The organism is Streptomyces sp. NPDC059785, assembly GCF_042732375.1.
In the GTDB taxonomy this organism is placed as follows: domain Bacteria; phylum Actinomycetota; class Actinomycetes; order Streptomycetales; family Streptomycetaceae; genus Streptomyces.
Genome location: NZ_JBHWHV010000017.1, coordinates 15,593 through 34,025 on the forward strand (window position 1 = coordinate 15,593; position 18,433 = coordinate 34,025).

The following is an 18,433-nucleotide window of genomic DNA, read 5'->3' on the forward strand; positions in this document are numbered from 1 at the left end:
GGCGGCGGTGAGGAGCGACGGTCCCTGGTGGAGCTACGCCAGCTGCGCTACTTCCTCACGGTCGCCGAAGAGCTGCACTTCGGCCGGGCGGCCGAGCGGTTGCACATCGTCCAATCCGCGGTGAGCCAGCAGGTGCGGCGGCTGGAGCGCGATCTCGGCTGTGCGCTCTTCGACCGGTCCGCCCGCCAGGTCCGTCTCTCCCCCGAGGGGCTCGCGCTGCTGCCCCACGCCCGCGGGATGCTGCTCGCCGAGGAGCGGGCCAGGTCCGCCGTGGCGGCCGTCGGGTCCGGCGCGGCGGTGCTGCGGCTCGGCACCAGTTCGGGGATGGGCGACCGCCTCGACCTCCTCCTCGACGCCCTGGCCTCCCGGGACGGGGCCGGTATCCGCACCGAGCTGGTCTCCCTGCCCGTACAGGCCCGGGTGCGGGCCCTGTTCACCGGACGGCTGGACGCCGCGTTCGTACGCGCCGCCCGGCCCGTCCAGGGACTCACCGCCGTGCCCGTGTGGCACGACGAGGTGCTCGCGGCGCTGCCCGCCGCACATCCGGCGGCCGCGGACGACACGCTCGACCCGGCCCGGCTGGCCACGCTGCCCCTGCGCCTGACCACCCGTCGCAGCCATCCCGCGCTGGTCGACCTGGTCACCGGCGCCTGTCGCGCCCACGGCTTCGAGCCGGTCACCGCTCCCGCCCCCGGATCACTGCACGACACGCTCGCGGCCGTCGGCGGCGGACCGCCGTCCTGGACGGTCGTCTACGCCTCCCAGGCCCGCCAGTTGCACACGCCGCGCGTCACGTTCCGCCCGCTGTCCGGCTCCGGGCTGTGGATGGAGACCTCCGTGCTCGCCCGCGAGGACGACACGAACGCGGCCGTACGGCGGCTGCTGGGCCTGTGCGCCGGGCTGACCGCCGCGGAGGGGCCCCGCACCCCGGCGGCACCGCCTTCCGGCGGCACCGTCCCGTCCGGGCGCCATCACGAGAACTGATCGCTGGTTTCGCCGGACGCTTCAGGGACGCCGGTCCCCCTTCGGCTGGAATCGAGGAGTCACCACCAGGCGCGGTACGCGCCGCCGACCCGACCGAGGAGTTCCGTCATGCCCGTCGTCACCGTCCAGCCGGGAAAGCAGCCGACCGAGCGCAAGCGCGAACTCGTGGCGCTCATCACCGAGGCGTTCGTCAAGGCGTACGGCATGCCGCCCGAGGCCGTACAGGTGTGGATCCACGAAGTCGCGCCGGAGAGCTGGGGAAACCGGAGAGCTGGGGAAAGGCGGGCCGGCTGACCGCCGACGCGTGATCCCCGCGCTCTCCGCGGCACTGATCCGTCTTCGCAGATCAGATCGTTTCTGCCCGGGGGCATGAGTGGGGCGGGTGGGACTCGAACCCACGGCCGACGGATTATGAGTCCGCTGCTCTAACCGGCTGAGCTACCGCCCCGTTACGGCGCGTCGCGTACAAGTGTGCGCGCCGTCTGCCGCAGCATAGCCGCTCATACGATCTCCTGCTTCGGGTGGTCGGCATCGCACGACCATGAGGACCCCGCCGCGGCCTGCGCGGTTCCACCGGACATGAAAAAGGACCCCTGAGGGGTCCTCTTCCGGTTGCTCTCCCGACTGGACTCGAACCAGTAACCTGCCGGTTAACAGCCGGCTGCTCTGCCAATTGAGCTACAGGAGATCGAAGCTCCCCCGACTGGACTCGAACCAGTAACCTGCCGGTTAACAGCCGGCTGCTCTGCCAATTGAGCTACGGAGGATCGCCTCGGTTGCATCGAACGTACCTACCTGGGTATTCGCCAGGGGGCGCGCGCTCGCTGCGACACATACATTAGCGCAAGCAGGGGGGTGCTCCGCCAATCGGTACTCCTCCGCTACCGATGCCGACGCAAGGGAAGGATGGCTGCCATGCGCTACCGGCTCGTGTTCATCGCCGGACTGGCTCTCGGTTACGTACTGGGTACGAAGGCCGGTCGAGAGCGCTACGAGCAGTTGAGGAAGACCGCACGTCAGGTGGCGCAGAACCCGGCGGTGCGGAACACCGCCGAGACCGCCGCGCACCAGGGGCGGCAGTTCGCCGGCAAGGCCTTCCACGCGGTGAGCGAGAAGGTCGGTGACCGCGTCCCCGACTCGGTGGCCGACCGGGTGCGCTCGCTACGCGACCGCAACAGCGGCCAGAGCGGCCAGGACGACTGGGGCACCACCAACACCTGACGTCACACACCCGGCAGAGGATCCCGAGACCGCCGGGGGCCGCACGGCCCCCGACGGTCCGGCGCGCACACCCCTTGGCATACGGCAGAATTTCTGCCATGGGGATAGTCGCCGGGTTGGACAGTTCGCCCGATTTCACTCGTATCGTCGTCTGCGACTCGGACACGGGCGCCGTGCTCAGGCAGGGGTACGCGCCGCACCCGGTCGAGAGCGCGGAAGGGGGCGGCCGTCCCTCGGACGTCGACCCGCAGGCGTGGCTGCTGTCCCTGGGTGAGGCGGCCGGCGGCGGGCTCCTCGAAGGCGTGCAGGCGATCGGCGTCTCCGCGCAGGCCAACGCGCTGGTCCCGCTGGACGGGCAGGGCAACACGGTGCGCCCGGCGATGGTCGGCGGCGACAAGCGGGCCCAGGTCGCGGCGGCCGACCTGATCGACGCCCTCGGCGGCCGGGAGGCGTGGGCGCAGTCCGTGGGCACTGTGCCGCAGGCCGCCCAGCCGGTGACGAAGCTGCGCTGGCTGGCCAGGAGCGAACCGGAGGCGGCGCTGCGCACCGGCGCGCTGCTCCAGGCGCACGACTGGCTGGTGTGGCAGCTCCTCGGGCGGCCGGTGCGGCGGACCACGGACCGGGGCGGCGCCTCGGGCACCGGGTACTGGTCGGCGGCGACCGGCTCCTACCGGCCCGATCTGGTCGAGCTGGCGCTCGGGCACCAGGCCGTGCTGCCCGAGGTGATCGGCCCGGCCGAGGCCGCGGGGACCACGCCCGAGGGGCTGCTGATCTCGGCGGGTACGGGCGAGACGATGGCGGCGGCGTTCGGGCTCGGCATCGGGCTCGGGGACGCGGTGGTCTCCCTCGGCGCGTCCGGTTCCGTGATGGCCGTGCACCCCGAGGCGCTGGTGGACCCGTCCGGGATGATCACCTCGCTCGCGGACGCGACGGGCATGCACCTGCCGGTCGTCACCACGCTCAACGCCGTACGGGCGCTGCGCGGGGCGGCCGAGCTGCTGGGGACACCCGATCTGGAGAGCCTGTCCGAGCTGGCGATGAAGTCGACGCCCGGCTCGCACGGCCTGGTGCTGCTGCCGTACCTGGAGGGCGAGCGGACGCCGAACCTGCCGCACACGGCGGGGACGCTGGCCGGGCTGCGGCGGGAGTCGATGAGACCCGAGCATCTGGCGCGGGCCGCCTTCGAGGGCATGCTGTGCGGGCTCGCCGACGCCCTCGACGTGCTGCGCGGCCGGGGTGTGGAGGTCCGGCGGGTGTTCCTGCTGGGCGCGGCGGCCGAGCTGCCCGCCGTGCAGGCGGTGGCTCCGGCGCTGTTCGGGGCGCAGGTGGTGGTGGTGCAGCCGGCGGACTACGCGGCGCTCGGCGCGGCCCGGCAGGCGGCCTGGGCGCTCGGCGCCTCGCAGGGCACGCTCGACCCGCGGCTGCCGCCCGTCTGGCAGGGCGCGGTGGCGCAGGTCCTGGAACCGGGCGAGGAGCTGGCGGTGGGCCAGGCCGTACGGCAGCAGTACGTGTCCGTACGGGAACAGACGCATCCCGGGGCGTTCCGGCCGTAGCGGGGCCCGGATGGGCGGCGCCCGTGCTCACCTGCGGCGGCGGCGCCGACTACGTCCCCGGAACGAGGTTTGATCGGACCTTGGACCGCTGTTGGGTTAATCAGTTGAGGTAACGCGGGTGGAGTGTCCGACGATAGGGGGTGGTGCACCACCACTCCCCCTGCCGCCGACTCCGAGAGACCACGCGTGCTCATACGACTGCTTCGGACCCACCTCGGTCCGTACAAGAAACCCATAGCCCTGCTGGTGCTGCTGCAGTTCCTGCAGACGTGCGCCACGCTCTATCTGCCGACACTGAACGCGGACATCATCGACAACGGCGTGGTGGCCGGGGACACGGGCTACATCCTGTCCTACGGCGCCCTGATGATCGGGATCTCGCTGGCGCAGGTCGTCTGCAACATCGGAGCGGTGTACTACGGCGCCCGTACGGCGTCGGCGGTCGGCCGGGACGTCCGGGCGGCCGTCTTCGACCGGGTGCAGTCGTTCTCCGCGCGGGAGGTCGGCCGCTTCGGCGCACCGTCGCTGATCACCCGCACCACCAATGACGTGCAGCAGGTGCAGATGCTCGCCCTGATGACGTTCACGCTGATGGCGTCGGCGCCGATCATGTGCGTGGGCGGCATCGTCCTCGCGCTCGGGCTCGACGTGCCGCTGTCCGGGGTACTGGTCGCGGTGGTGCCGGTGCTGGGCATCTCCGTGACGCTGATCGTGCGCCGGCTGCGCCCGCTGTTCCGGTCCATGCAGGAGCGCCTGGACACCGTGAACCGGGTGCTGCGCGAGCAGATCACCGGCAACCGCGTGATCCGCGCCTTCGTGCGCGACGACTACGAGAAGGGCCGCTTCGGGGGCGCCAACGCCGACCTCACCGAGGTGTCGCTCGGTACCGGGCGGTACCTGGCGCTGATGTTCCCGATCGTGATGACCGTGGTGAACCTGTCGTCGATCGCCGTGGTCTGGTTCGGCGCGCACCGCATCGACAGCGGCGGGATGCAGATCGGCGACCTGACCGCGTTCCTCGCCTATCTGATGCAGATCGTGATGTCCGTGATGATGGCCACCTTCATGTTCATGATGGTGCCGCGCGCGGAGGTCTGCGCCGAGCGCATCCAGGAGGTCCTGGGGACCACCGGCAGTGTCGAGCCGCCCGCCGCGCCCGTCGTGGAGCTGCGCCGGCACGGGCACCTGGAGCTGCGCGCCGCCGGGTTCCGCTACCCGGGCGCCGAGGAGCCCGTGCTCAAGAGCATCGACCTGGTGGCCCGGCCCGGCGAGGTGACGGCCGTGATCGGCTCGACCGGCAGCGGCAAGTCCACCCTGCTGGGCCTCGTACCCCGGCTCTTCGACGTCACCGACGGCGAGGTGCTGGTCGACGGCGTGGACGTGCGCACGATCGCCCCCGAACTGCTCGCGAGGACCGTCGGCCTGGTCCCGCAGAAGCCGTACCTGTTCGCGGGCACCGTCGCCACGAACCTGCGCTACGGCAATCCGGACGCGAGCGACGAGGAGCTGTGGCACGCGCTGGAGGTGGCGCAGGCCAGGGACTTCGTGGAGCGCCTGGAGAACGGGCTGGACTCGCCGATCGCGCAGGGCGGCGGCAATGTCTCCGGCGGGCAGCGGCAGCGGCTCGCGATCGCCAGGACGCTGGTGCAGCGCCCGGAGATCTACCTCTTCGACGACTCGTTCTCGGCGCTCGACTACGCCACCGACGCGGCGCTGCGGGCGGCGCTCGCGGAGGAGACCGCCGAGGCGACCGTCGTGATCGTCGCCCAGCGGGTGTCGACCATCCGGGACGCCGACCGGATCGTGGTCCTGGACGAGGGCCGCGTGGTGGGCACCGGCAGGCACCACGAACTGATGGCGGACAACGAGACCTACCGGGAGATCGTGCTCTCCCAGCTGACGGAAGCGGAGGCTGCCTGATGGCGGGGCCGATGGGGCGGATGATGGCCGGGGCCGGTCCCGACCAGCGCTCGATGGACTTCAAGGGGTCCGGCAAGCGGCTCCTGTCGCACTTCAGGCCCGAGCGCAACACGATGTTCGTGATGCTGGCCTGCGGTGTGCTGAGCGTGGCGCTGTCCGTGGTGGGCCCGAAGATCCTGGGCCGGGCGACCGACCTGGTCTTCGCGGGGATCGTCGGCCGGCAGATGCCGGCGGGCGCCACCAAGGAGCAGGCCCTGGACTCGCTGCGCGAGCGCGGCCAGGGCGGGGTCGCGGACATGCTCGGCGGCACGGACTTCACGCCGGGCAAGGGCATCGACTTCACGGCCGTGGGCCATGTGCTGCTGCTGGCGCTGTGTACGTTCCTGGCCGCCGGTCTGCTGATGGCGGTCTCCACCCGGCTGTCGAACCGGGCGATCAACAAGACCGTGTACCGGATCCGCGAGGACGTACAGGCGAAGCTGTCGCGGCTGCCGCTGTCGTACTTCGACAAGCGGCAGCGCGGTGAGGTGCTCAGCCGGGCGACGAACGACATCGACAACATCGGGCAGACGCTCCAGCAGTCGATGGGCCAGCTCATCAACTCGCTGCTGACCATCGTCGGCGTGCTCGTGGTGATGTTCTGGGTGTCCTGGCTGCTCGCACTGGTGGCGCTGGTGACGGTGCCGCTGTCGTTCGTCGTCGCCACCCGGGTGGGCAAGCGGTCGCAGCCGCACTTCGTGCAGCAGTGGCGGACCACCGGCAAGCTCAACGCGCACATCGAGGAGATGTACACCGGGCACACCCTGGTGAAGGTGTTCGGGCGGCAGGAGGAGTCGGCGGCGCAGTTCGCCGAGCAGAACGACAAGCTGTACGAGGCCGGGTTCAAGGCGCAGTTCAACAGCGGGATCATGCAGCCGCTGATGATGTTCGTCTCGAACCTGAACTATGTGCTGGTGGCCGTGGTCGGCGGGCTCCGGGTCGCCTCGGGCGCGCTGTCCATCGGCGACGTACAGGCGTTCATCCAGTACTCGCGGCAGTTCTCGATGCCGCTGACGCAGGTCGCGTCCATGGCGAACCTGGTGCAGTCCGGGGCCGCCTCCGCCGAGCGGATCTTCGAGCTGCTCGACGCGGACGAGCAGGAGCCCGACCCCGAGCACGCCGAGCGGCCGGTGGAGCTGCGCGGCCGGGTGGCGCTGGAGAACGTGTCCTTCCGCTACGACCCGGAGAAGCCGCTCATCGAGGACCTCTCGCTGAAGGTGGAGCCCGGGCACACGGTCGCGATCGTCGGCCCGACGGGCGCGGGCAAGACCACGCTCGTGAACCTGCTCATGCGCTTCTACGACGTCACCGGCGGACGGATCACCCTCGACGGGGTCGACATCGCGCGCATGTCACGGGACGAACTGCGCGCCGGGATCGGCATGGTGCTCCAGGACACCTGGCTGTTCGGCGGCACCATCGCGGAGAACATCGCCTACGGCGCGACCCGGGACGTGACCCGCGAGGAGATCGAGGAGGCGGCCAGGGCCGCACACGCGGACCGGTTCGTCCGGACCCTGCCCGAGGGGTACGACACCGTCATCGACGACGAGGGCAGCGGGGTCAGCGCGGGCGAGAAGCAGCTCATCACGATCGCCCGGGCGTTCCTGTCGGACCCGGTGATCCTGGTCCTCGACGAGGCGACGAGCTCCGTCGACACCCGTACCGAGGTGCTGATCCAGAAGGCGATGGCGAAGCTGGCGCACGGGCGGACGTCGTTCGTCATCGCGCACCGGCTGTCCACGATCCGCGACGCCGACACGATCCTGGTGATGGAGAACGGTTCCATCGTCGAGCAGGGCGCGCACGCGGAACTGCTCGCCGCGGACGGGGCGTACGCGCGGCTGTACAAGGCGCAGTTCGCGCAGGCCGTGGCGGAGGTCGACTAGCCGCGCCGCGGGGGCCGCGTGCGCGCGGCCCCCGTCAGTCCAGGTAGCCGCGGAGCTGGTCGGCGAAGGCGTGGTCGCGGAGCTTGTTGAGGGTCTTGGACTCTATCTGCCGGATGCGTTCGCGGGTGACGCCGAAGATGCGGCCGATCTCCTCGAGGGTGCGCGGGCGGCCGTCGGCAAGTCCGTAGCGGAGCTGGACGACCTTGCGTTCGCGCTCGCCGAGGGTGGACAGCACCGCTTCCAGGTGCTCGCGCAGCAGCAGGAAGGCCGCGGACTCCACGGGTGAGGTGGCGTCGCCGTCCTCGATCAGGTCGCCGAGGGCCACGTCGTCCTCCTCGCCCACCGGGGCGTGCAGGGAGACCGGCTCCTGGGCCAGGCGTAACACTTCGCTGACGCGTTCGCCGGGCAGGTCGAGGTGGGCGGCGACCTCTTCGGGCGTCGGCTCGTAGCCCCGCTCCTGGAGCATGCGGCGCTGGACGCGGACGACCCGGTTGATCAGCTCGACGACGTGGACGGGGACCCGGATGGTGCGGGCCTGGTCGGCGAGGGCCCGGGACATGGCCTGCCGGATCCACCAGGTCGCGTACGTCGAGAACTTGTAGCCGCGGGCGTAGTCGAACTTCTCCACCGCCCTGATCAGGCCGAGGTTGCCCTCCTGGACCAGGTCGAGCATGGTCAGGCCGCGGCCGACGTACCGCTTGGCGACGGAGACCACCAGGCGCAGGTTCGCCTCGATCAGGCGGCGCTTGGCCATCCGGCCCATGACGACCAGCTTGTCCAGGTCGACGGCGAGCTGGCTGTCCAGGTCGGGGGTGAGCCGCAGCTTCTCCTCGGCGAACAGGCCGGCCTCGACGCGGCGGGCGAGCTCCACCTCCTCGGCTGCGGTGAGCAGCGGGATGCGGCCGATCTCGCGCAGGTACTGGCGGAACAGGTCGGAGGACGGGCCGGTGGTATCCGCGGCGCGCCCGCGCGGCGGTTCGGCGGGCTCGGGCTCGGTGGCCTCCGCGGGCCCGGTCTCGCGGGTGTCGAGTGCTTCGGCGGGCGGCTCCTGCGGTTCCGGGGAGCCCCCGGTTTCCGTCTCGGGGTGGTGCGCGACACGGCTCTGCGACGGGACCGCCGGGACGACGCCGGCCTCCGTGTCCGTGGCGTTGTCGGTCTGGGTCAGGGTCTGGGTCTGCACGGGGGCGACCTCCAGGAATGTCGCTGCTGAGACGAGCGGCAGCGGTTCGTCGGGGATGGGGACGACGGCCTTGCCGCTGTCCATCCCGTAGTCGATTGGCGGAACCGCGGGGATGGGGGACCCGTGGACGGGCTGGCCGCGCTCCGAGGACTCAGGCACCGCAACCCAGTGTGGAGTACGACACATCGCCGCCACGAGGGGCGTGCGGTGACTTTTTGCGTCCGGCCCGTGACCGCGCGGTTACCTCGGCCCACGAGTGCGCAGCCCAGAGGGCCCGAAACAGCGGGAAAGCGTCACGTGCCGGACGCGTGTGCCGGAGCGCGGCGGGTCGCCCGGGCCGGTCGGGCACGCCCGGCCGGGGCCGGTGCGCGGGCGTCGGCGACGGCTCAGAGCGCGGCGGCGCCCCGCTCGCGCAGCGCCTGCCCGTACTGCTGGAGCACCCACAACTCGTTCTGCACGGCGGCGAGATGGGCCGGGTCGCCGTGCGTGCCGAGCCGGGTCAGGGTGGACTGGACCTGCTGGATACGGCGGTCGACGGCGCGCCGTCTGACCATGACGAGCTGGTCGCCCGCGTACGCCTCGTCGACGGTGCGGCGCATGATCGCCTCGACGGCCAGCTCGGTGACCATGGCGCGAACCTGGTCGTCCGGGGCGGCGTCGCGGACCCGGACCAGATACTCCTGCGAGTCCTGCACGCCGTACTCGGCGCCGCCCGCCTCGATGATCGCCTCGCGGACGGCCGCGTACGGCGGGGCGGTGAACTCGTCGGTGCCGTACGCGTCGAAGGCCGGGGAGACCAGCTCCGGGCGCTGGAGGGCGAGCTTGAGCAGTTCGCGCTCGGTGGCGTACACCGGATTGCGCAGGGTGAGCGCGGGGCCCGACGGGGCGGGGGCCCGGTCCCCGCCGTACGACGGCTGCGGGCCGCGCTGCTGCGGGGCCGGTGCCTGGCCCCGGCCGCCGCGGTCGCGGGCCCAGCGGGCGAGCTGGGCGACCCGCTTGACCACGAACTGGGTGTCGAGGATGCCGAGCATGCCCGCGAGCTGGACGGCGACCTCGTGCTGGGCGCCGCTGTTCTTGATGCGGGCGACGACGGGGGCGGCCTCGTCGAGCGCGGCGGCCCGGCCCGCGGGGGTCTCCAGGTCGTAGCGCGAGACGATCTGCCGCAGCGCGAACTCGAACAGCGGTGTACGCGGCTGGACCAGGTCGGCGACCGCGTCGTCACCCTTGGCCAGTCGCAGGTCGCAGGGGTCCATGCCGTCGGGGGCGATGGCGATGTACGTCTCGGCGGCGAACTTCTGGTCGTCCTCGAAGGCGCGCAGGGCGGCCTTCTGGCCGGCCGCGTCGCCGTCGAAGGTGAAGATCACCCGGGCCGAGCCGTTGTCCATCAGGAGCCGGCGGAGGATCTTGATGTGGTCGCCGCCGAAGGCGGTGCCGCAGGTGGCGATGGCGGTGGGGACCCCGGCGAGGTGACAGGCCATGACGTCCGTGTAGCCCTCGACCACGACCGCCCGGCTGGACTTGGCGATCTCCTTCTTCGCGAGGTCGATGCCGTACAGGACCTGGGACTTCTTGTAGAGCGCCGTCTCGGGGGTGTTCAGGTACTTCGGGCCGTTGTCCGACTCGTAGAGCTTGCGGGCGCCGAAGCCGACGACGTCGCCGCCGATGTCGCGGATCGGCCACATCAGCCGGCCCCGGAAGCGGTCGATGGGGCCGCGGCGGCCCTCCTGGGAGAGCCCGGAGAGGACCAGCTCCTTGTCGCTGAAGCCCTTGCCGCGCAGATAGCGGGTGAGGTGGTCCCAGCCCTGCGGGCTGTAGCCGACGCCGAAGTGCGCGGCGGCGGCCTGGTCGAAGCCGCGCTCGGCGAGGAACTGGCGGCCGGTGTCGGCCTCGGGGCTGCTGTCGAGCTGTTCCACGTAGAACTGGGCGGCGATCTTGTGCGCCTCGACCAGGCGGATGCGCTCGCCGCGCTGGTGGGCCGGGTTGTACCCGCCCTCCTCGTAGCGCAGGGTGATGCCGGCCTGGCCCGCCAGGCGCTCGACCGCCTCGGAGAACGTGAGGTGGTCCACCTTCATCACGAAGGTGATGGTGTCGCCGCCCTCCTGGCAGCCGAAGCAGTGGAAGAGGCCCTTGGCCGGGCTGACCTGGAACGACGGCGACTTCTCGTCGTGGAAGGGGCACAGGCCCTTGAGGTTGCCGCCGCCCGCGTTCCGTAGCTGGAGGTACTCCGCGACCACGGCGTCGATCGAGACCGCGTCCCGAACCGCCTTCACGTCCTCGTCGTTGATCCTGCCTGCCACGGAGGCAGTCTACGGCGCCGCACTGACACCTCCGGCGTGTGGTGGTGCCGTCTGTGCGTGCGCCCGCCGACGTGCCGCAGCCGCTGTCCGGCGGCTGCGGCGTCGTCGTGGCTGGGCGCGCAGTTCCCCGCGCCCCTAACGGGGCACCAGGGTCTCCAAGGGCACCCTCGGGTCCGCCAGTGCCTCCGGGTCGATCTGTTCTGTCGAGCGGATCAGTGTCTGGATCTGGTCGGTGACGTCCCACACGTTCACGTTCATTCCGGCCAGGACGCGGGCGTCCTTCACCCAGAACGCGATGAACTGGCGCTTGCCCGCGTCGCCGCGGATCACCACCTGGTCGTAACTGCCCGGCGGGGCCCAGCCCGAGTACTCCAGGCCGATGTCGTACTGGTCGGAGAAGAAGTAGGGCACCCGGTCGTAGACCGTCCCGCGGTCCAGCATGGCGCGGGCGGCGGCGGGGCCGCCGTTGAGGGCGTTGGCCCAGTGCTCGACCCGCAGCCGGGTGCCGAAGAGCGGGTGCGGGAAGGAGGCGACGTCGCCGGCCGCGTAGATGTCCGGGTCGGAGGTGCGCAGCCGCTCGTCGACCGCGATGCCGCCGCCGTGCGCCCGGTCGGCCAGGACCAGGCCCGCCGCCTCGGCGAGGCCGGTGCGCGGGGCGGCGCCGATCGCGGCGAGCACGTCGTGCGCGGGGTGCTCCTCGCCGTCGTCGGTGCGGGCCGCGAGGACCATGCCGTCCTGCCCGACGATCTCGGTGAGGCGGGCGCCGAAGTGGAAGCGGACGCCGTGCTCGCGGTGCAGCTCGGCGAAGAGCTGGCCCAGCTCGGGGCCGAGGACGCCGTGCAGCGGGGTCGGCTCGGGCTCGACGACGGTGACCTCGGCGCCGTACTCGCGGGCCGCCGCCGCGACCTCCAGGCCGATCCAGCCGGCGCCCGCGATCACGATGTGCCCGTTGTCCCGGCCGAGCGCGGCCAGCACCCCCTTGAGCCGCTCGGCGTGGGCGAGCCGGCGCAGGTGGTGGACGCCGGCCAGGCCGGTGCCCGGGACGTCGAGGCGGCGCGGCTCGGCGCCGGTGACCAGGAGCAGCTTGTCGTAGTGGACGAGGGTGCCGTCGTCGCCGAAGCGGACCGTCTTCGCCGTCCGGTCGATCGCGTCGACGGTCTGGCCGAGGTGCAGCTCGATGTCGCTGCGCGCGTACCAGCCGGGTTCGTGGACGAAGACGCTGTCGCGCTCCTCCTTGCCGAGCAGGTGGCCCTTGGACAGCGGCGGGCGCTCATAGGGGTGGTCTCGCTCGTCACAGATCAGTATCACCCGGCCGGTGAAACCCTCCGTGCGGAGCGTCTCGGCCGCCTTCGCACCTGCCAGACCTCCTCCGACGATGACGAATGTCTGATCCGCGTCGACCACTTGATGCCTCCTCGTAAGGATGTCGCCACATGCGAGCGTCCCGCACGCAGCGGTGGTGCGGGAAGAGGGAGTGGCCCGATCAGGCCACGCAGAGTCACCTACGGCCGCTGATTTCGGGTCGCGTGGTGAGCCTGAGGTGCAGGGATCGTGCCGAGGCATCCGTGAGCGAGGCGATCTGGTCGACGATCACCCGCTTGCGGGCGCGGTCGTCACCGGCCGTGTCGAACAGCGCACGGAACTGCGGGTCGAGCCCTTCGGGGGCGCGGGTGGTGAGCGCCTCGGCCAGCTCGGCGACGACGACCCGCTGATCGGCCCGGAGCCGCTCCTGCTCGGCGCGCTGCATCACGTACCGGTCGGCCATCGCCTTGAGGACCGCGCACTCGTGGCGGGCCGCCGTCGGCACGACGAGTTCGGCGGCGTACCGGGTGAGCCGTCCGCCGCCGTACGCCGCGCGGGTGGCGGTCTCGGCGGCCAGGCAGAACCGGCCGATGAGCTGGCTGGTGGCGTCCTTGAGGCGGGCCTGCGCGACGGCCGAGCCGTCGTAGCCGTGCGGCCACCACTCCTGGTCGCGGAGGCGGTCGAGGGCTTCGGCCAGCTCCTCGGGGTCGGTGTCCGCGGGCACGTAGCGGCCGATGGCGACCTCGAAGACCGCCTGCCGTTCCGGTTCGGCGTGCAGGCAGTTCGGATCGATGTGCCCGGCGTGCAGCCCGTCCTCGACGTCGTGCACCGAGTACGCCACGTCGTCGGACCAGTCCATGACCTGCGCCTCGAAGCAGGTACGGGTGTCGGGGGCGCCCGCGCGGATCCAGTCGAAGACCGGCCGGTCGTCGTCGTACACGCCGAACTTCACCGAGCCGGGGTCGGTGGGGTGGGCGCCGCGCGGCCAGGGGTACTTGGCGGCGGCGTCCAGGGCGGCGCGGGTGAGGTTGAGGCCGACGCTGAGCGGTTCGCCGGTCTCCGGGTCGGCGGTGAAGCGCTTGGGCTCGATCCGGGTGAGCAGCCGCAGCGACTGGGCGTTGCCCTCGAAGCCGCCGCAGTCCTCGGCGAACTCGTTCAGCGCCTGTTCGCCGTTGTGCCCGAAGGGCGGATGGCCGAGGTCGTGCGAGAGGCAGGCCGCCTCGACCAGGTCGGGGTCGCAGCCGAGGGCGGCGCCCAGCTCGCGGCCTACCTGGGCGCACTCCAGGGAGTGGGTGAGGCGGGTGCGGGGGCTGGCGTCCCAGGCCTGGACGGGGGTCCCCCCGCTCGAACGGAGCTGAGAGTGGGGGAGGGTGCCTGGCGTGACTACCTGGGTCTTTCCCGCGAGTCTGCGCAGGGCGGCGGAGTGCAGGATGCGGGCTCGGTCGCGTTGGAAGGCGGTGCGGCCGGCGCGTTTGTCGGGCTCCGGGGCCCAGCGTTCGACCGCGGGGTCGTCGTAGCCCTGGGGGGTCGTGCGGTCCTCGGGTTCCCTGGGGGCTTGGCCGTCGGTGGTGGGCGGCGTCTGGGGTGCGGTGCCTTCCATGCCCTGACAGTAGACGCAGGTCGTGGTTGCGGGGGCGGCGGCTCCGAGTTGTTCGCCCCCTCCGCCCCTTCCCGTCCCTTGGTTCTGGGGGCTGCCGCCCCCGGGCCCCCGCTGCCGGCCTGGACGGCCTCGTCCTCAAACTCCGGACAGGCTGAACAGCCTCGGGCTCCGGGGTGTGGCGGCCTCGTCGTAGCGGTGCAGGAGTAGGCGGGCCATTGCCGGGTGGGTGCCCAGTGGGGCCGCGGCGGTTGCGGGTGCGGCGGTGGCGCACTCGGTGGCGAAGCGGCCGGGTGCGGTGAAGTAGGAGGCCACCGCGATCCGGTGGCGGCCGCGCGCGGTCAGCGCGCGTACGGCCTCGGGGACGGTGGGCGCGGCGGCGGAGGCGTAGGCGGGGAGTACGGGTACGCCGAGGCGCCGTGCCAGCATCCGGGCGGTGCGGCCGGTGTCGGCCGCCGACTGCGGGTCGCGGGAACCGGCGGCGGCCAGCACCACGCCGCCCGCCGCGCGGTCGGCGCCGTCCCAGCCGGCCTCGGTGAGCCGGTCGTGCAGGGCCCGGACCAGCAGCGGGTGCGGGCCGAGCGGGGCGGCCACCCGGGTACGGATCCCGGACGCGGCGGCCATCTCCGGGATGTCGCGCTTGACGTGGTAGCCGCGGCTGAGCAGCAGCGGGACCAGCACGGCGGAGGCGGTGCCGAGTCCGGCCAGGGTGTCGAGGGTGTCGGGGAGCAGGGGCGCGTTCAGCTCGATGTGGCCCAGGTGCACGGGCAGCTCCGGGCGCAGCGCCCGGATCCGGTCCAGGAGGGCCCGTACGGTGTCCAGCGCGCGCGGGTCGCGGCTGCCGTGGGCGACGACGACCAGGGCCGGAGGGCGGGTCCGGCCGTCGGGGGACGCCGTGCCGGAGGGCGGGCCGGTGAGGAGGTTCGTCGTCATACGGCGATCCTCGCGGAGGCAGGTTGCCGTCCCGTTGCACGGGCATCACGGGTCTTTTCCGGTGGTTCACGGCGCGGGGTGCGGGTGGTGTGAGGCGGCCCGGCCTGCGGTGCGAGGCGGTCCGGCCTGCGGTGCGAGGCGGTCCGGCCTGCGGTGCGAGGCGGTCCGGCCTGCGGTGCGAGGCGGTCCGGCCTGCGGTCACAGGCGGCCCGGCCTGCGGTCACAGGCGCTCCGGCCTGCGGTGACAGGCGGCCCGGCCTGCGGTGACAGGCGGCCCGGCCTGCGGTCACAGGCGGCTCAGCCTGCGGTCACAGGCGGTCCGGCCTGCGGTTGAGTTCCGTTCGCGTGAGGCTGGTCACGCCGCTACGGCGAACCAGGCGGGCCGGTGGCACGTCCCTGACTGTCGGGAGTCGGCCGCGAGGCGGGGGCCGTCCGGGGAGGGAGTTGTCCGTTGCGTCGTCCGAGACTGGGCAGAGCTGGTTTCCTGCGTCGCCTGCGTCGCCTGCGTCGCCTGCACCGCCTGGGTCGCCTGCGCCGTCCCCGGCTGCCGCGTACCCGGGCCGGGCAGCGGCGGCTCGTGCAGGCCGTGATGGGGGTCTGCGTGCTGGCGCTGCTGCCGGCGGCCTGGCTGTTCGTGTCCACCGGCGACCGGCTGCGCGCCGAGGCCGACGTGCCCCGTACCGACGTCGCCGTGGTCTTCGGCGCCGGGCTGTGGGACGGCGAGCCGTCGCCGTACCTGGCGCACCGGCTCGACGCGGCGGCGCGCCTGTACCGGGCGGGCCGGATCGAGGCCGTGCTCGTCACCGGGGACAACAGCCGCGAGGACTACGACGAGCCCGACGCCATGCGGGCGTATCTGACCCGGCACGGGGTGCCGGACCGGCGGATCGTCAGCGACTACGCCGGTTTCGACACCTGGGACTCCTGCGTCCGGGCGAGGAAGGTCTTCGGCGTCGACCGGGCCGTGCTGATCAGCCAGGGCTTCCACATCCGGCGGGCCGTCGCGCTGTGCGAGGCGGCGGGGGTGGCCTCGTACGGGGTCGGGGTCGACGACCGGCACGACGTCACCTGGTACTACGGGGGCGCCCGGGAGGTGTTCGCGGCGGGCAAGGCCGCCCTGGACGCGCTGTTCGAGCCCGATCCGCACTTCCTCGGCGAGCGCGAGACCGGGGTGGCGCGGGCGCTGGCCGACGCGCGCTGACGTTCTCACACCAGCGGGGCGGAATCGGGGAGGCCCCCGTCCCGCTCGCGTAACGGGGCGCGTTCCGGTGCGTAACACGGCCGCCGCACGCTGACCGGTATGCAGACCTCCGCGACGCCCACGCACTGCCCGTACTGCGCGTTGCAGTGCGGGATGAACCTGACGCCCGCGCCCGGCGGCGGTGCCGAGGTGTCCGAGCGCGCGGACTTCCCGGTGAACCGGGGCGCGCTGTGCGGGAAGGGACGGACCGCGCCCGCGCTCCTCGCGCCCGGGGTCCGGCTGACGTCGCCGCTGGTGCGCCGGGCGGGCGTCCTGGAACCGGCCGGCTGGGACGAGGCACTGGACCGGATCGCCGAGGGGCTGTCGCAGGCGCGCGCCGGGTACGGGCCCGACGCGTGCGGGGTGTTCGGCGGGGGCGGTCTGACGAACGAGAAGGCGTACGCGCTCGGGAAGTTCGCCCGGGTCGTCCTCGGCACCTCGCAGATCGACTACAACGGGCGGTTCTGCATGTCGTCGGCGGCGGCGGGCGGGATCAGGGCGTTCGGCCTGGACCGGGGGCTGCCCTTCCCGCTGGCGGACATCCCGCGCACCGGCTGCGTGATCCTCGTCGGCTCCAACCTCGCCGAGACCATGCCGCCCGCGCTGCGCTACCTCACCGAGCTGAAGGAGAACGGCGGCACGCTGATCGTGATCGACCCGCGCCGGACCCGGACCGCCGAGCAGGCCGATCTGCACCTGGCCCCGCGCCCCGGCACCGACCTAGCGCTCGCGCTCGGTCTGCTGCACCTGGTGGTGGCCGAGGGCCGCACGGACGACGCGTTCATCGACGCCCGGACGAGCGGCTGGGAGGAGGCGCGGGCGGCGGCGATGGCGCACTGGCCCGAGTACGTGGAGCGGATCACCGGCGTGCCCGTGCCGCTGCTCCGGGAGGCGGTCCGGCTGTTCTGCGCGCCGCCGAACGCCATGGTGCTGACCGCCCGGGGGCCCGAGCAGCAGGCCAAGGGCACGGACACGGTCAGCGCGTGGATCAACCTGTGCCTGGCGACCGGGCGGGCCGGGCGCCCGCTGTCCGGGTACGGCTGCCTGACCGGGCAGGGCAACGGGCAGGGCGGGCGCGAACACGGCCAGAAGGCGGACCAGTTGCCCGGCTACCGCAAGCTGACGGACCCGGCGGCGAGGCGGCACGTCGCCGAGGTGTGGGGCGTCGACCCGGACACCCTGCCGGGCCCCGGCCGCAGCGCGTACGAACTCCTCGACGCCCTGGGTACGGACATCCGCGCGCTGCTGCTGATGGGGTCGAACCCGGTGGTGTCCGCGCCCCGCGCCGCGCACGTCGAGGAGCGGCTGCGCGCGCTGGACTTCCTCGCGGTCGCGGACGTCGTGCTGTCCGAGACGGCCGGACTGGCCGACGTGGTGCTGCCGGTGACCCAGTGGGCGGAGGAGACCGGCACGACGACGAACCTGGAGGGCAGGGTGCTGCTGCGCCGCCGCGCCCTCACCCCGCCGCCGGGCGTCCGCAGCGACCTGGAGGTGCTGCACGGACTCGCCGACCGGCTGGGGGCGGAGAGCGGTTCGGCGAAGGGCTTCCCGACGGACCCGGAGGAGGTCTTCGAGGAGCTGCGCCGGGCGAGCGCGGGCGGCCCGGCCGACTACTCGGGGATCACGTACGGGCGACTGGCGCGGGGGGAGGGGGTGTTCTGGCCTTGCCCGACGACCGGCGCGGCGGACACCCGTGCCGAGCCCGCCGAGCCGACCGGCTCCGCCACGCCCACCGGCTCCCCCGCCACCCCCCACCCCGGCACCCCCCGGCTCTTCCTCGACCGTTTCGCCACCGAGGACGGGCGGGCCCGGTTCGTGGCCGTGTCGCACCGGGCGGTGGCCGAGGAACCGGACGCCGAGTATCCGGTGCTGCTCACCACCGGGCGGGTGGTGGCGCAGTACCAGTCGGGGGCGCAGACGCGCCGGGTGGCCGAGCTGAACGCCGCCGCGCCGGGGCCGTTCGTGGAGATGCACCCGCGGCTCGCGGAACGCCTCGGCGCGGCCGACGGGGACACCGTGGCCGTCGTCTCGCGGCGGGGCCGGGTCGTCGCACCGGCCCGCGTCACGAGCACGATCCGGCCCGACACCGTCTTCATGCCCTTCCACTGGCCGGGCGAGGGCCGGGCCAACACGCTGACCAATCCGGCGCTCGATCCCACCTCGCGCATGCCGGAGTTCAAGGCGTGCGCCGTCCGCCTGGAGACGGTCGGAGAGGCGCCCGCGACGCGCTGACCCCCGGGGGGCCCTCCGGTGGACACCGGTACGCGCTATGGACATG

At 72.8% G+C, this 18,433-nt stretch carries 13 protein-coding genes and 3 tRNA genes; 8 read left to right on the forward strand and 8 right to left on the reverse strand.

The features are described from left to right. Nucleotides 1–27 precede the first annotated feature (27 nt). Nucleotides 28–984 (forward strand): LysR family transcriptional regulator, encoded by a 957-nt coding sequence (locus tag ACFV6E_RS15570; protein WP_385159167.1) that lies wholly within the window; start codon nucleotides 28–30, stop codon nucleotides 982–984. A gap of 108 nt (nucleotides 985–1,092) precedes the next feature. Next, the gene (locus ACFV6E_RS15575) at nucleotides 1,093–1,278 is read left to right on the forward strand and encodes a 4-oxalocrotonate tautomerase family protein (RefSeq protein WP_385462013.1); all 186 of its coding nucleotides are present in this window, start codon (nucleotides 1,093–1,095) and stop codon (nucleotides 1,276–1,278) included. A gap of 80 nt (nucleotides 1,279–1,358) precedes the next feature. Here ACFV6E_RS15575 and ACFV6E_RS15580 read toward each other — a convergent pair. From ACFV6E_RS15580 to ACFV6E_RS15590, 3 genes are all read right to left on the reverse strand, one after another. After that, nucleotides 1,359–1,432, reverse strand: a tRNA-Ile gene (locus tag ACFV6E_RS15580). A 167-nt stretch (nucleotides 1,433–1,599) separates the two neighbouring features. Further along, a tRNA-Asn gene (locus ACFV6E_RS15585) sits at nucleotides 1,600–1,672 on the reverse strand. A gap of 6 nt (nucleotides 1,673–1,678) precedes the next feature. Then, nucleotides 1,679–1,751: transfer RNA gene (locus ACFV6E_RS15590), tRNA-Asn, on the reverse strand. A gap of 139 nt (nucleotides 1,752–1,890) precedes the next feature. On the opposite strand from ACFV6E_RS15590, the gene ACFV6E_RS15595 reads away from it, so the two are divergent. From ACFV6E_RS15595 to ACFV6E_RS15610, 4 genes are all read left to right on the forward strand, one after another. After that, nucleotides 1,891–2,205: a YtxH domain-containing protein gene (locus ACFV6E_RS15595; RefSeq protein WP_385159170.1), complete on the forward strand. Its 315-nt coding sequence runs from the start codon at nucleotides 1,891–1,893 to the stop codon at nucleotides 2,203–2,205. A 98-nt stretch (nucleotides 2,206–2,303) separates the two neighbouring features. Next, nucleotides 2,304–3,758 (forward strand): FGGY family carbohydrate kinase, encoded by a 1,455-nt coding sequence (locus tag ACFV6E_RS15600; RefSeq protein WP_385462016.1) that lies wholly within the window; start codon nucleotides 2,304–2,306, stop codon nucleotides 3,756–3,758. A 186-nt stretch (nucleotides 3,759–3,944) separates the two neighbouring features. After that, nucleotides 3,945–5,678: an ABC transporter ATP-binding protein gene (locus ACFV6E_RS15605; RefSeq protein WP_385159174.1), complete on the forward strand. Its 1,734-nt coding sequence runs from the start codon at nucleotides 3,945–3,947 to the stop codon at nucleotides 5,676–5,678. After that, nucleotides 5,678–7,606 carry an ABC transporter ATP-binding protein gene (locus ACFV6E_RS15610; RefSeq protein WP_385462018.1) on the forward strand — a complete coding sequence of 643 codons (1,929 nt, stop codon included), beginning with the start codon at nucleotides 5,678–5,680 and terminating at the stop codon, nucleotides 7,604–7,606. Before ACFV6E_RS15605 ends, ACFV6E_RS15610 begins: the two co-directional genes overlap by 1 nt. A gap of 34 nt (nucleotides 7,607–7,640) precedes the next feature. Here ACFV6E_RS15610 and ACFV6E_RS15615 read toward each other — a convergent pair whose 3' ends face one another. The 5 genes from ACFV6E_RS15615 to ACFV6E_RS15635 all read right to left on the reverse strand — a co-directional run bounded on the left by ACFV6E_RS15615 (nucleotide 7,641) and on the right by ACFV6E_RS15635 (nucleotide 14,915). Next, the gene (locus ACFV6E_RS15615; RefSeq protein WP_385462021.1) at nucleotides 7,641–8,945 is read right to left on the reverse strand and encodes a sigma-70 family RNA polymerase sigma factor; all 1,305 of its coding nucleotides are present in this window, start codon (nucleotides 8,943–8,945) and stop codon (nucleotides 7,641–7,643) included. A 227-nt stretch (nucleotides 8,946–9,172) separates the two neighbouring features. Beyond that, entirely contained in the window at nucleotides 9,173–11,083 is a 1,911-nt protein-coding gene (gene dnaG / locus ACFV6E_RS15620) for a DNA primase (RefSeq protein WP_385462024.1), read from the reverse strand. A 135-nt stretch (nucleotides 11,084–11,218) separates the two neighbouring features. Beyond that, entirely contained in the window at nucleotides 11,219–12,487 is a 1,269-nt protein-coding gene (locus ACFV6E_RS15625) for an NAD(P)/FAD-dependent oxidoreductase (RefSeq protein ID WP_385159182.1), read from the reverse strand. 94 nt (nucleotides 12,488–12,581) lie between these two features. Beyond that, on the reverse strand, nucleotides 12,582–13,985 hold the full coding sequence (locus ACFV6E_RS15630; protein WP_385462027.1) for a deoxyguanosinetriphosphate triphosphohydrolase: 1,404 nt from the start codon (nucleotides 13,983–13,985) through the stop codon (nucleotides 12,582–12,584). A gap of 135 nt (nucleotides 13,986–14,120) precedes the next feature. Continuing rightward, nucleotides 14,121–14,915 (reverse strand): sirohydrochlorin chelatase, encoded by a 795-nt coding sequence (locus tag ACFV6E_RS15635; protein ID WP_385159186.1) that lies wholly within the window; start codon nucleotides 14,913–14,915, stop codon nucleotides 14,121–14,123. A gap of 589 nt (nucleotides 14,916–15,504) precedes the next feature. Between ACFV6E_RS15635 and ACFV6E_RS15640 the strand changes: the two genes are divergently transcribed. Together ACFV6E_RS15640 and ACFV6E_RS15645 are read left to right on the forward strand one after the other, a co-directional pair. After that, nucleotides 15,505–16,116, forward strand: a complete 612-nt coding sequence (locus ACFV6E_RS15640; protein WP_385462122.1) for a vancomycin high temperature exclusion protein — start codon at nucleotides 15,505–15,507, stop codon at nucleotides 16,114–16,116. A 99-nt stretch (nucleotides 16,117–16,215) separates the two neighbouring features. Then, nucleotides 16,216–18,387 (forward strand): molybdopterin oxidoreductase family protein, encoded by a 2,172-nt coding sequence (locus ACFV6E_RS15645; protein ID WP_385462030.1) that lies wholly within the window; start codon nucleotides 16,216–16,218, stop codon nucleotides 18,385–18,387. Nucleotides 18,388–18,433: the final 46 nt, after the last annotated feature.